The sequence below is a fragment of the Nocardia beijingensis NBRC 16342 genome, assembly GCF_001612785.1.
GTDB lineage: Bacteria > Actinomycetota > Actinomycetes > Mycobacteriales > Mycobacteriaceae > Nocardia > Nocardia beijingensis.
Window position 1 is genome coordinate 27,737 of record NZ_BDBC01000045.1, and the last position, 14,717, is coordinate 42,453.

Annotated in this window: 2 protein-coding genes; both read right to left on the reverse strand. The window is 71.3% G+C overall.

Annotation, left to right across the window (positions count from 1 at the left end; all coding sequences use genetic code 11):
- Window positions 1–63 precede the first annotated feature (63 nt).
- On the reverse strand, window positions 64–1,056 hold the full coding sequence (locus tag NB3_RS23675; RefSeq protein ID WP_067807576.1) for an ATP-binding cassette domain-containing protein: 993 nt from the start codon (window positions 1,054–1,056) through the stop codon (window positions 64–66).
- A complete protein-coding gene (locus NB3_RS23680) occupies window positions 1,053–14,690 on the reverse strand; it encodes a non-ribosomal peptide synthetase (RefSeq protein ID WP_084823608.1) in 13,638 nt (4,545 codons plus the stop codon). Before NB3_RS23680 ends, NB3_RS23675 begins: the two co-directional genes overlap by 4 nt.
- Window positions 14,691–14,717: the final 27 nt, after the last annotated feature.

A 14,717-nucleotide genomic window follows, 5' to 3' on the forward strand; every position in this document is an offset into this window, starting at 1 on the left:
GCGCCGCGGCCTTTTTCGGCTTCGGCTCCGCCTTCGGGGCGGACTCCCCGGCGATTGCCGTGCTCACGACATGATCTCCTCTTGTACGTCGTCGGTCTCCGGTTCCGTGGCGTGCGCGCCGCCCGGCTTGCCGGTGAGGGAAAGGAATACATCGTCGAGGCTCGGCCGGTGCACGTTCGCGTCGACCACGCAGACGCCCGCGTCGTCGAGCCTGCGCAGCGCCTCCACCATCGTGCGCGAACCGTCGCCGACCACCACCGACACCTCGTCGGAGCCCGCTTCGTGGCCGGGCTCGCCGACGCCGACCTGCGCCAGCACGGCCAGCGCCGGCGCGGCGGCCTGCCCGGCGGCCAGCGTGACGGTGAGCCGGTCACCGCCGATCGAGGTCTTCAATTCGTCGGCCGAGCCGCGCGCGATGACCCGCCCGTGATCGATGACGGTGATGCGGTCGGCCAGCAGGTCGGCCTCTTCCAGATACTGCGTGGTGAGCAGCACCGTGGTTCCGTCGTCGACGAGGTCGCCGATCACCCGCCACATGTCCAGCCTGCCGCGCGGGTCCAAGCCGGTGGTCGGCTCGTCCAGCACGACCACGGCGGGCCGGGCGACCAGCGCCCCCGCGAGGTCCAGCCGCCGGGCCATGCCGCCGGAGTAGGTTCCCGCTCTGCGATGCGCGGCGTGGTCGAGGCCGAGGGCGCCGAGCAGTTCGGTGGCCCGCGCGGTCGCCTGGCGCGGGGACATCCCGTACAGCCGGGCCACCATGCGCAGATTCTCGTACCCGGACAGGTTGACGTCGACGGCGGCGTACTGGCCGGACAGGCCGATCCGCTTGCGCGCCGCCGCGGGATCGCGCAGCACGTCGATGCCCGCCACCCGCACCGACCCGGCGGACGGCTTCAAAAGCGTGGTGACGATCCGCACGGTCGTCGTCTTGCCCGCGCCGTTCGGGCCGAGCAGGCCCATCACGGTGCCGGAGGGAATTCGCAGGTCGACATCGTCCAGCACGCGGACCCGGCCGTAGTTCTTCACCAGGCCGGTCACTTCCACCGCGAAGCTCACCTGTGCGTCTCCTTCGTCTCCAGCCACCTCCGCAGCACCGGCCCGATCACCGCCAGCGCCTCCGGGGTGGTCATCGCGGAGTGCGCGCAGCGCAGCTCGTGGTCGTGGACGGCGCCGGTGACGTACGGCTCCCAGGCGTCGGCGCTGCGGTCGGGATCGGCCCGGTTGACCGGATCGTCGCCGGCGCTGAAGAACAGCAGGTCACCGTCGAACGGGCGGGGCCGGAAGCTGTGCGCGAGCACGGTGCCGTTCTCGTAACCCGCGTAGAGCCGCTCCAGATGCTCGACGGTCAGCGCCGCGAACGGTCCCGATCGTGCGCGCAGCAGCTCGGCCGCCTCCCGCAGACTCATGCCCGGATCGATCTGCGCGCCGAGGTCGTCGCTGCCGAACTCGCCGACGATCTCGGCGACGCTCGGGGTCGCCTGGTCGAGCAGTTCGTCCGACAGCCGGTAGCTGTCCATCATCGACAGCAGCGCGACCTCCTCGCCCGCCTCTTGCAGCTGCACCGCCATCTCCTGCGCGATGAGTCCGCCGAGCGACCAGCCGAGCAGGTGGTATGGGCCCTCCGGCTGAATCTCCTTGATCAGCGCCACATAGCGGCTCGCGGCCTCGTCGATCGACCCGTAACCCTCCTGCCCCGCGACGTGCGGCGCCTGCAACCCATACACCGGACGATCCGCCGGGAGGTGCGCGAGCAATCCGGAGTAGCACCACGCCAAACCGATCGCCGGGTGCACGCAGAACAGCGGCGCCCGGCCTGCCGCGGCGCCCGGCCGGATCGGCAGCACGGGCGCCAGCATCGCCGCCACCGCCGCGCCCGAGGTCGCGCCCGCGTCGTCCAGCCGCGCCGCGATGGCCGCGGGTGTGGCGTCGCCGAACATCAACTGCACCGGCAGGTCGATGCCCTGCTCCCGCACGTGCGCGACGACTTTCGTGGCCAGCAGCGAGTTTCCGCCGAGTTCGAAGAAGCCGTCGTCCACGCCGACCGACTCGACACCGAGCACCTCGGCGAAGGCCGCGCACAGCGCCTCCTCCGTCGGCGTGGACGGTGCCCGGTAGCCCTCGCCCGTGGTGAACACCGGTTCCGGCAGCTTCGCCCGATCCAGCTTGCCCACCGGGCTCAGCGGAACCTCGTCGAGCAGCATGATCGATTGCGGCACCATGTAGTTCGGCACCAGTCCGGCCACGTGCCCGGTCAGCTCGGCCGCGGTGAGCGACACTCCGTCCCGCGCCTTCACATACGACACCAGCGCTGTCGCGCCGGCCGGGGTGCGATGCCCGATGGTGAGGGAGAACGCCACCCCGCCATGGCGGGCGAGCGCGGCATCGATCTCACCGAGTTCGATACGGAAACCGCGGATCTTGACCTGATGGTCGGTGCGGCCGACGTATTGGATCTCCGGCGCGGCGTCCCCCGGCGACCCTTGCTCGCGCGAACCGGACCACCAGCGCACCAGATCGCCGGTGCGGTACATCCGCTCCCCCGGTTTGCCGAACGGGTTGGCGACGAACCGCTGTGCGGTCAGGCCGGGACGGTTCAGGTAGCCACGGGCCAGCGCGTCACCGGAGAGGTGCAGCTCGCCGGTCACCCCCAACGGAGCCGGATGCAGCCGCGCGTCGAGGATCGCCGCGTTGACGCCGCGGATGGGTCCGCCGATGGTGATCGGCTCGCCGGGCGACATCGGCTGCGAGATCACGGTGACGATGGTGGTCTCGGTCGGGCCGTAGACGTTGTACAGATTGCGGCCCGGCGCCCACCGGGTCACCAGGTCCGGTGGCAGCGCCTCACCGCCGACCAGCACGTGCTGCAACTCGGGCAGGCCCTTGGGGTCGACCGTGCCGAGCGCGGAGGTGGTGATGAACGCGTGGGTGATTCCCTCCGCGGCGAAGACCTGCCGCAGTTCGTCGCCGCCGACCACGCCGCTCGGCGTGATCACCAAGGTCGCCGCGCCACCCAGGGACAGCAGCAGATCGAGCATCGCGGCGTCGAAGCTCGGAGTGGCGAAGTGCAGCACCCGGCAGCCGGGCTGGACGTCGAACCGGTGGGCGGTCTCGGCGGCGAAGTTCGACAATCCGCCGTGGGTGACCATCACGCCCTTCGGCGTGCCGGTGGAGCCGGAGGTGTAGATCACGTACGCGGGGTTGTCGATCCGCAACGGACCGAGCCGCTCCGTGTCGGCGATCGGCACGTCCGGCGCGTCGAGCACCTGGCGGCGGAACGCCGGGTCGTCGAGCACGATCCACTCCGTGTCCTCGGGCAGCTCGCCGCGGTAGCCCGCCAGCGTGATGCCCAGTGCCGCACCGGAGTCCGACAGCATGTGCGCGATGCGCTGCCGCGGGTACAGCGGGTCGACCGGCACGAACGCCGCTCCGGCCTTGGCCACCGCGAGCACCGTCGCCACCGACTCGATCGATCGCGGGATGCCGAGCGCCACCAGCTTTTCCGGGCCGACGCCACGGGCGATGAGCACGCGCGCCAGCCGGTTGGTCCAGCGGTCGAGCGCGTCGTAGGTGACCTCGGTGCCGTCGGCGACCAAGGCGACGCCGGCCCGGTCGACGCTCGCCGCCTGCTCGAACACCTCGGGGAAGGTGATCGGCCGATCCGGTTTGCCCCCGCGCACCGGAGCCAGCCCCGACCACTCGGCGGGATCGAGCAGCTCCAGATCGCCCACCGCGGTGGTGGGGTTCGCCGCGATCGCGGCGAGCAAGCGGGTCAGGCGCTTGCCGAGCCGCTGCGCGGTCGGCTCGTCGAACAGATCCTCGGCGTAGTTCACCGCCACCGTGATGCCCGCCGGATCGCGGTGCGCGGTCTGCGTTTCGGTGAGGGTGAACTGGAGATCGAACTTGGCGATCCCGGTGTCGATGTCGGCCGCCTCGATGTGCAGGCCCGGCAGGTCCAGGCCGCCGACCGGCTCGTTGCGGACCGAGAGCATCACCTGGAACATCGGATGGTGCGATTGGGACCTGGCCGGGTTGAGCACCTCCACCAGGCGTTCGAACGGCAGGTCGGCGTTGGCGAAGGCGTCCAGGTCGGTGTCGCGCACCGCGTGCAGCAGGTCGGTGAACCTGGCGCCCGGGTCGATCCGCGTGCGCAGCACCAGCGTGTTGACGAACATGCCGACCAGCCGGTCCAGTGCGGGATGGCCGCGGCCCGCGATCGGCGTGCCGACGGTGATGTCGTCGGTGGCGGTCATCCGGTGCAGCAGCACCGCGAGCGCGGCGTGCAGCACCATGAAGAGGCTGACGTTGTTGCTGCCCGCGATCATCTGCAGCTCGCGGTGGGTGACCGGGTCCACCGCGCACTCCACGGTGCCGCCCCGGTAGGACGGAACCGGCGGACGCGGCCGGTCGGCGGGCACGGTCAGCAACTCGGGGATGCCGTCGAGGGTGTGGCGCCAGTAATCCAGCTGCCTGCTCACCGCCGAGTCCGGGTCGTCCTCGCTGCCGAGCACCTCCTGTTGCCACAGGGTGTAGTCGGCGTATTGGACCTCGGGCTCCGCCCAATCGGCCGCGCCGCCGCCGCAGGCCGCGCGGTAGGCGACGGCGACGTCCGCGGCCAACGGCTCCAGCGACCAGCCGTCCATCGCGATGTGATGCACCACGACGACGAGCACGTGCTCCGGAGTGTCCGCGGTCGGCACCGAGATCAGCGCCGCGCGGATCGGCACGGTGGTGGCCAGATCGAATCCCGGTGCGGCGAAACGCCGCACGGCGGACTCGACCTCGTGCGGGCGCACCGTCATCCGCGCGGGGGTGATGGCCGCATCAGCCGGGTCGAGCACGACCTGCGCCGGTTCGCCGTCGGTCTCGGGGAACACCGTGCGCAACGTCTCGTGCCTGGCTTGCACCGCGTGCAGTGCGGAGACGAGCGCTCCGGCATCGAGGCGGCCGGTCATGCGCAGCACGAGCGGCACGTTGTAGGCGCCCGCCGACTGCCCGTCGCCGGAACCGGCGTTGAAACGGTTGAGGAACCACAGCCGCCGCTGGGCGGCCGACAACGGAATCCGCTCCGGGCGCTCCCGGCGCACCAGCGCGGGGCGGTCGGCGTCGGACGCCGCGCCCGCGTCCAGCAGTTCGGCCAGCCCGGCGACCGTCGGCGTGGCGAACACGGTGCGCACCGCGAGGCGAACGTTCGTCGCCGCGGCCAGCCGCGCGACGAGCTGGGTGGCCAGCAGTGAGTTGCCGCCGATGTCGAAGAAACTGTCGTCGGCGCGGACGCCGTCGGCCCCGATCAGCTCGCCCATCACCGCGGCCACCAAGCGCTCCGCGTCGGTCCGCGGCGCACGACCGCCCGCGTCCGCGTGCAGCCGCGGTTCGGGCAGCGCGCCGACGTCCAGTTTGCCGACCGGGGTCAGCGGGATGGTGTCCAGCACGGTGATGCCGGAGGGCACCATGTGCGCGGGCAGGCTGCGGGCCACGAAGGCGCGCAAGGCCTCGATGTCCACTCCGGCCGTCCGGTCGGCGGGCTGCACGAACGCGACGATCCGGTCGGCGCCCGCGATGCGGCGCACCTCGGTGTGCGCGAACCGCACCGACGGGTGTTCGCCGAGCACGGCGGTGATCTCGCCGAGCTCGACCCGGAACCCGCGCAGCTTCACCTGGTGGTCGGTGCGCCCGAGATAGACCAGCTCGCCGGAGGTATTCCAGCGCACCACGTCGCCGGTCCGGTACATCCTGGTGCCGGCCGGGCCGCACGGATCTGCCACGAAGCGGGTCGCGGTGAGCCCGGACCGATCGAAGTACCCGCGCGCCAAGCCGAGACCGGCGAGGTACAGCTCACCGGGTACGCCGACCGGCACCGGACGCAATCGCTCGTCGAGCACCAAAGCCCTGGCTCCGCGCACCAGGCTGCCGATGGTGACCGGCTCGCCGGAGCGCATCGGGCCGGAGATCGTGATGACCACCGTGGTCTCGGTGGGCCCGTACACATCGCACAGCACACGTCCCGGCGCCCAGCGCGCCACCAGATCCGGCGCGACCGCCTCGCCGCCGACCATGAGCGCACGCATGTGCGGCAACGGCCAGCGCTCGTGGTCGATCGTGGCCAGCGCGGCCGGGGTCATGAAGCCGTGGGAGACGCGCTCGCGTTCCAGCAGCGCGGCCAACTCGTCGCCGCCGTAGATGTCGGTCGGGCAGATCACCATCGCCGCGCCTGCGCCCAGCGCGATGAGCAGATCCAGGATCGCCGCGTCGAAACTCGGCGTCGCGAAATGCAGTGTGCGGGAATGCTCGTCGACGCCGATGCGGTCGCGGACCTCGTCGGCCAGGTTGGACAGGCCGCTGTGGGTCACCGCGACGCCCTTGGGTGTTCCGGTCGACCCGGAGGTGTAGACCAGGTAGGCCAGGTCCTCCACCTGGATGGCACGCGAGCGCTCGCGGTCGTGGATCGGCCCGTCGTCGTGGCCGTCGAGTTCGGCGGCGAATTCGGGCCGGTCCAGCAGCAGCCACTCGATGTCACGGCCGGCCGGAGCGCCCGTGCGCAGCTGCTCCGCGTGCGCGGTGACCGTGACGCCGGTCGCGCAACCGGAGTCCGCGAGCATGTGCCGGATGCGCTCGGCGGGGTACTTGGGGTCGACCGGGACGAACGTCGCGCCGGATTTCGCGGCCGCCAGCAGCGCCACCACCGAATCGATCGAGCGGGTGAGCCCGAGCGCCACCCGGGTTCCCGGGCCGAGTCCGCGCGCGATGAGCGCGCGCGCCAGGCGGTTGGAACGCCGATCGAGTTCGGCGTAGGTCAGTGCCGTCGTCCCCGCGCACAGCGCCGTGTTGTGCGGGAACCGCTGACTGGTGGCGGTGAAATACGCGGCCAGCGTGCGCGGCTCGGCCGCCATCGGCCCCCACGCCGGGGCGAGAGTGCGGCGCTCGTGGTCGGTACGCGCGTCGACGTCGCGGATCAGCACGCGCGGGTCGGCGGTGACGGCGCTGAGCACGCGCAGGAACCGATCCGCGAGCGTCTCGATGGTCATCGGGTCGAAAAGCTCGGCGGCATAGACGAATTCGTAGGCGCTGTCCGTCTCGGCGGCGCCGGGTCCCGGCGCGGCGGCATCGTTGGCGACCCGCAACTCCAGGTCGAATTTCGCCAGCGCGATGTCCAACGCCTCCGCGCGCAGCGCGAGACCGGGCAGTTCCAGGGCGGGCACCGGACCGTCCTGCACGCTCAGCGCCACCTGGAACAGCGGATGACGGCCGGTGGAGCGGGCCTCTGCGCCCAATTCGTCCACGATGCGCTCGAACGGGATGTCGGCGTGCGCCAAGGCGGCCAGCTCGGTGTCCCGGTCGGCGCGCAGCAGATCGGTGAAGGCGCGGTCGGGGTCGACGTCGGAGCGCAGCACCAACGTGTTCACGAACATGCCCACCAGTTCGTCGAGCTTGGTGTCGGTACGCCCGGCCACCGGGGTGCCGATCACGATGTCGCGGCCGCCGGTGACGCAGCGCAACAGCACCGCGAACGCCGAACGCAGCACCATGAACTTGCTGACGCCGCGGTCGCGGGCCAGCGCGTCGATCCCGCGGCGCACCTGCTCCGGCACCGTGAAGCGCACCGTCCCGGCCTGCTGCGTCGGTTCGGCGGGCCGCGGCCGGTCGTAGGGCAGCGGCAACTGGTCGGGAATGCCGGCCAGCGCGGTGCGCCAGTACTCCAGCTGGGTCGCCGCCGCGCTGTCCGGATCGCTCTCCGAGCCGAGGCAGGCACGCTGCCAGAGCCCGAAATCGGCGTACTGCACCGGAAGCGGCGTCCACGACGGCGCCGCGCCCTCGTGCCGCGCCGCGTACGCGGCGGCCAAGTCCCTGGTCAGCGGACCGAGCGACCAGCCGTCGGCGGCGATGTGGTGCAGCACAACCCCGAGCAGGTAGCGCTCGGGCGCGGTGCGCAGCAGCGCCAGCCGCAGCGGCGGCTGCCTGGTCAGATCGAAACCGCTGTGCGCCAGCGCATCCAGCGCGGCCTTCGCGCCGGCGTCGTCGATGTCGGTGACCGCCACCTCCGGCACCGCCCGCTCGACCGGAAGCACCACCTGCTGTGCGCCTTCGGCATCCTCCGGGAAGACGGTGCGCAGCACTTCGTGCCGTCGCACCACGTCGGTGATCGCGTCGCGTAACGCGGGCACGTCCAGATCGCCCGCGACGCGGATCACGAAAGCGATGTTGTACGCACTCGATTCGGGTGCGAATCGGTTGATGAACCACAAACGCTGCTGCGGCAGTGACAATGGAATACGTCCCGGACGCGGCGTCCGCACCGCCAGCGCAGGCCGCTGCGTCCGGGGCGCTCGATCCAGTTGTCCGGCGACCGCCGCGACCGTCGGCGCCTCGAAGATCGACCGCACCGGCAGCTCCACCCCGAACTCCGCGTGCAGCGCGGCGGCGAGGCGGGTGGCCAGCAGCGAGTTGCCGCCGAGATCGAAGAAGCTGTCTTCGGCTCCGGTCACCGGGCGGCCGAGCACCCCGCCGAACACGCCCGCCACGCCGAGTTCCAGCGGGGTGCTCGGCGGGCGCGATGTCCCCTCGGCTCCGAAAACGGGCTGCGGCAACGCTTTCCGATCCAGTTTGCCCGCAGGCGTCATCGGCAGCTCGTCGAGCACCGCCACCGACGCGGGCACCATGTAGCCGGGCAGCCGCCTGCGTGCGGTCTCCAGCACGGCCCGCCCCTCGACCGGCCGGTCGGCCGTCACGTACGACGCCAGCCGCACCTGTCCCTGCTCGTCGGTGTGCACCACGGTGAGCGCGAACCGGATGCCGGGATGCGAGCGCAGCACGTTGTCGATCTCGCGCAGTTCGATGCGGAAGCCGCGGATCTTGATCTGATCGTCCACGCGCCCCAGGAACCGCAGCTGTCCGGACCGCTCCATGACGACCAGGTCACCGGTGCGGTACATCCGCTCGCCGCGCCTGCCGTGCGGGTTGGGCACGAAACGCGCCGCGGTCAGGCCGAAACGGCCGTGGTAGCCGCGGGCGACGCCGGGACCGGAGACGTACAGCTCGCCCGGCGTGCCCGGCGGCACCGGATGCAGGCGGTTGTCCAGCACGAACAGGCGCATGCCGCGCACCGGCGCGCCGAGCGGCACCGGACGGCCCGGCCGCATCGGTCCGCTCGCGGTCGCCGCGACGGTGGCCTCGGACGGACCGTACATGTTGTGCATGCGGTGCCCGGCGGTCCAGGTCTCGACGAGTTCCTCCGAGCAGGCGTCGCCGCCGACGATGACCGTCTCCAGCTCGTCGAGTCCCTCGTTCGGCACGGTCGCCAGCGCCGCCGGTGTCACGAAGGCGTGGGTGACCCGCTCCTCGCGCAGCAGCGCCGCCAGCTCGGCGCCGCCGTACGTGCCCGGAGGGGCGATCACCATCGTGGCGCCCGCGGCGAAGCCGAGCAGCAGCTCGAGCACCGACGCGTCGAAGCTGGGTGACGAGAAGTGCAGTGTGCGCGCCGCGTCCGAGATGCCGAACAGGTAGTTCTGCTCACTGGCCAGGGAGGCGATGCCCGCGTGGGTCACGACGACCGCTTTCGGCGTGCCGGTGGACCCGGAGGTGTAGATGAGGTAGGCCGGGTGGCTCACCCGCATCGGGTGGTGCCGCTCCGCGTCGGTGATCGGGCCCGTCGACCGCCCGGCCAGTTCCGCGGTCAGTTCGCCCGAGCCGAGCACCAGCCAGTCGACCTGGGTCTTGCGGTGCTTGCCCCGGGTGGCGGGTACCGCGGGCATGGCGGCGAGGCATGCGGGATCGGTGAGACCGAGCATGGCGCCGGAGTCCCCGATCATGTGCGCGATCCGCTCGGCCGGGTAGTTCGGATCGATCGGCACGTAGGCCGCACCGGTCTTGGCGACGGACCACACCGCGGTGATCGCGTCGAGCCCGCGCGGCAGCGCGATCGCCACGACCGTCTCCGGACCGGCGCCGTGTTCGATGAGGACGCGCGCCAGCGCGTTCGATCGCTCGTCCAGTTCCCGGTAGGTGACGCCGGCGCCGAGGTAACGGACCGCGACCGCGTCCGGCAGCCTGCGCGCGGTGCCGGACAGCAAGGTGGCCAGGGTGATCGACGGCTCGGCGGGCGCGCCCGCGATGGGCACCAGGTTCTCGGTCTCCCTGCGGTCCAGGATCGGCAGGTCGCCGACCGGCAGTTCGGGAGCGGCCACGCCGCCCGCAAGCACCGCGATGAACCGGCGGGCGAACGATTGCACCGTGGTCCGATCGAACACGTCGGTGGTGTAACCGAATTCGGCCGACAGCGGTCCGTCGCCCGCGTCGTCGTGCACGACCAGCTGCAGATCGAACTTGGCGACGTCCGAGGCGATCGGCAGCACCGTGGCGCGGACCCCTGGCAGCTCGATCCGCAGGTCCGGCGCGTGGTCGTAGGACAGCATCACCTGGAACAACGGGTGCCGCGACGGGGAGCGCTCCGGGTTGACCACCTCGACCAGCCGCTCGAACGGCACGTCGGCGTTGGCGAAGGCGTTGAGGTCGGTCTCGCGCACCACGTCGAGCATCCGGTCGAACCCGGCCGCCGGGTCGACCGCGGTGCGCAGGACGAGGGTGTTGACGAACATGCCGACCAGATCGTCGAGCGCCGGATCGGAGCGGCCCGCGATCGGGGTGCCGATGGCGATGTCACCGCTGGCGCACAACCGCGACAGCAGGGTCGCCAGCGCCGCGTGCAACACCATGAACATGCTCACGCCGCGGCTGGCCGCGAGCTCGATGGCCGCGCGGCGGATCTCGGCCGGAATGGTGAACTCGACCCGGCCGCCGACGGTCGACCTGCGCAGCGGGCGCGGACGGTCCAGCGGCAGATCGAGTTGCTCGGGAAGCCCGGCCAGCGCCGCGCGCCAGTGGGTGAGCTGACGGCTTAGCGCGCTGGACGGATCGGACTCGTCGCCGAGCAATTCGCGCTGCCAGAGGGCGAAGTCGGCGTACTGAACGGGCAGTTGCGTCCACTGCGGCTCCACGCCGTTCGCGCGCGCGGCCACCGCCGTCATCAGGTCCTTGGCCAGCGGCGTGATGGACCAGCCGTCACCGCAGATGTGGTGCAGCACGACGAGGAAGACGTGCCGCTGCGGGCCGGTGCGGTAGAGCGCCACCCGGATCGGGGCCTGGCTGCGCAGATCGAATCCGTACCCGGCGTATTCGGCCGCCAGTTCCGCCACGTCGGCGGCGGTGACATCGATCGGGTCGAGCGTCAGCGGGATCGCGTCGGCCGGATGGATCAGCTGGTAGGGCCCCTCCGGCGACTCCGGGAAGGTGGTGCGCAGGCTTTCGTGCCGTTCGATGACGTCCACCAGGCCCGCCCGCAACGCGGCCACGTCCAGTGGGCCCTCCACCTCCACCGCGAGCGGCATGTTGTACGCGGCGGCGTGTTCGGAGAACCGGTTCAGGATCCACAGCCGCTGCTGCGCCTGCGACAACGGGATGTGCTCCGGTCGTTCGGCCGGCGTCAGCCGCGGCGAGGAGACATCGGTGGTCTGCGTGGCGAACCGGCGGGTGAGCGCCTCGATGGTGGCGGACTCGAACAGGTCCCTGATGGTCAGCGCGGTGCCGAGCGCGGCGTTGATCCTGGACACCGCCCGTGCCGCGATGAGCGAGTTACCGCCGAGATCGAAGAAGTTGTCCTCGATGCCGACCTCGGTGTCGAGCACCTCGGCGAAGATGCCCGCGAGCACTCGTTCGACTTCGGTGCGGGGTTCGGCGATCGGCCGGATCTGTCGCGCGCCGGGGGTGGGCGCGGGCAGCGCCTTGCGGTCGATCTTGCCGTTGGCGCTCAGCGGCAGCTCGTCGAGTTCCATCAGCGCGGAGGGCACCATGTACCCGGGCAGCGTGCGGCGCAGTCCGGTCAGCAGCGCGGCCGTGTCCAGCGGGGCATCGTCGTCGTCCTGCTTCGCCGCGACCACGTAGGCGACCAGTTCGTCGCCGGTGCGTCCGGTGTGCGCGACGCACACCGCGCGGGCCACCCTGGAGTCCTCGAGCAGGGCGGCCTCGACCTCGCCGAGCTCGATGCGCAAGCCACGGATCTTGACCTGGAAGTCGCTGCGGCCGAGGTATTCCAGCACGCCGGGCTCGGCGCCCGAGCGGCCGATCTGCCAGCGCGCCAGGTCGCCGGTGCGGTACATCCGCGCGCCGGGAGTGAAGGGGTCGGCGACGAACCGGTCCGCGGTCAGCCGCGGCTGTCTCAGGTAGCCGCGGGCCAGCTGCACTCCCGCGAGGTAGAGCTCGCCGACCACGCCGGGCGGGACGGGCTGCAACCGGTCGTCCAGCACGTAGGTCCGTGTGTTCCACACCGGCGAGCCGATCGGCACGGCGGTGGCGTCGGGCGGGCACGCCCAGTAGGTGACGTCGACGGCCGCCTCGGTCGGGCCGTACAGGTTGTGCAGTTCGGCGGCGGGTAGGGCCGCGTAGAACTCCCGCACGGCGGCGGCGGGCAGGGCCTCGCCGCTGCAGAAGACCCGGTGCAGGCAGGCGCAGCCGCTCAGATCGGCCTCGGCGACGAAGACCGATAGCATCGATGGCACGAAATGCGCTGTGGTGACCGTCTTTTCGGCGATAACCCGGGCCAGGTACGCCGGGTCGCGGTGCCCGTCGGGAGCGGCGATCACCAAGCGGGCACCGACCTGTAGGGGCCAGAAGAACTCCCATACCGAGACGTCGAAGGTGGCCGGGGTCTTCTGCAGCACCGCGTCGTCGCGGCCGAGCGGATACTCGTGCTGCATCCAGCGCAGCCGGTTGACGATGGCGGCATGGGTCACGCCCACACCCTTGGGCTTTCCGGTCGATCCGGAGGTGAAGATGACGTAGGCGAGGTGGTCCGGGCGCAGTCCGGCCGTGCGGTCGGCGTCGGTGATCGGCGCGTCGTCGAATTCGGCTACCGAGGCGGTGTCGATGTCCAGCCTGGTGACCGTCGTGGGCAGCTCGGCGTCGTCGCGGCTCGCCGTGAGCACGCACAACGGCTCGGCCTGACGCACGATCTGCGCGATCCGCTCGGCCGGGTGCTCGGTGTCCAGCGGCAGGTAGGCAGCGCCCGCCTGCACGATCGCGTACATGCCGACCACCAGGTCGAGGCTGCGGCGCAGGCACAGGCCGACCGTCGTATCGGGTCCGGCGCCGCGCGCGATCAACAGCCTGGCCAGGCGGTTGGCGCGGGCGTCGAGTTCGGCGTAGGTCAGCGACTCGTCACCGAACTCCAGCGCGATCGCGTCCGGGTCGGACGCGACGCGTTCGGCGAAGAGACTCCCCAGGGTGCCGTCCTGCCGGGGCGCGGCGGTGGCGTTCCACCTGTGCAGCACGTGTTCCCGCTCGGCATGGGTGATGGCGCCGAGCGACTCGGCGGGCGCCGCGGGATCGGCGGCCAGGAATCGGCCGAGGAAATCCAGGTAGCGCGCGTGGTGCACGCTCACTTCGGCCTCGCCGTAGAGGCGTGGATTCGCTTCGAAGTCGACGTGCAGGCGGCCGCCCGCGCCGTTGTAGACGTTGACCGAGAGGTCCTCGACCGGGCCGGTGGCCAGCACGTGCATGGACCCGACCAGGCTGCCGAAATTCAGCTCGTCGTGGAACAGCATCAGGTTGACCATCGGACCGAAGAAGCCGCGCGCGTCGCGGGAGTAGCCGCTGTCGCGCCGGATGTCGTCGTGCCGGTAGCGCTGATGCCGGAGGGCGCCGGTGATCTGCAGCTCGGCCGCCTTCACCAGGTCGGCGATCGTGGTCGCCGCGTCGATGCGCAGCCGGATCGGCACGACGTTGGAGATCACGCCCGCCGAACGGCGCAGCGACACCGTGGTGCGCGCCGAGACCGGCAGGCTCAGCACCACGTCGGCGTTGCCCGTCACCGAGCGCACGTAGACGGCCATCGCCGCGACGAACAGCGCCGCGTCGGTGGTGTTCCTGGCGCTGGTCGCCGCCTCGATCGCGGCGTGGTATTCGTCGTCGAGCACCGCCGTGGCCAGCCTGCGGCCCGCGTCGTGGGTGGCCGCGCCGAGCCGGGCGCCGCCGAGGCTCACCGGCTCCCCCACGCCCGACAGCTGCCCGAGCCAGTACTCGCGGTCGCTCTGGAAACGGCTGGAATCGTGGTAGCGCGCCTCGTCGGCGTAGATCTCCGCCAGCGGCGTCGCGCGCGAGGCGACCGGCTCGGTCCGGTTCTCCAGCGCGGTGTAGATCTCCGCGGTACGGGTGAGCGCGTTCATCGCACCGTAGCCGTCGATGACGATGTGGTGGGCGAACGAATACCAGAGGTAGTGGGAGTCCCCGATCCGCAGCACCGCGTTGGAGGTCAGCGGGTCGCGCTCCAGATCGATCGGCGAACTCGTGTGCTCGTGCATCCAGCGCAGGGCCGCGGCGTACGGGTCGGGTTCGCCGCGCAGATCGATGCGCTCCCACCCGGGCCGGTGCACCGGGTCGACGACCTGATACGGAGTGCCATCTATTTCCACCAGGCGGACTTGCCCCACCTGGGTCTCGGCGCCGAAACGCTCGATCGCGTAGAGCAGCCGCCCCCCGTCCAGGTCACCGTGTATCTCGACGTACTGGGAGATCGTCAGCGGTACGTCGGGGCGAATTCGCTGCGCGTACCAGAGAGCTGTCTGCGCGGGTGACAGAGCAAACGGTTGGGCCGAGAATTCGCCGGATGAACATTGGTCGACGCGATCCGTGGCCAATGAACTCATCAATCACTCCGTTCTGCCGCTGTTGAC

What these genes read in the sequence shown, in the direction of transcription:
- NB3_RS23680 (WP_084823608.1), bottom strand. Translation starts at nt 14,690, where the DNA reads ATGAGTTCATTGGCCACGGATCGCGTCGACCAATGTTCATCCGGCGAA.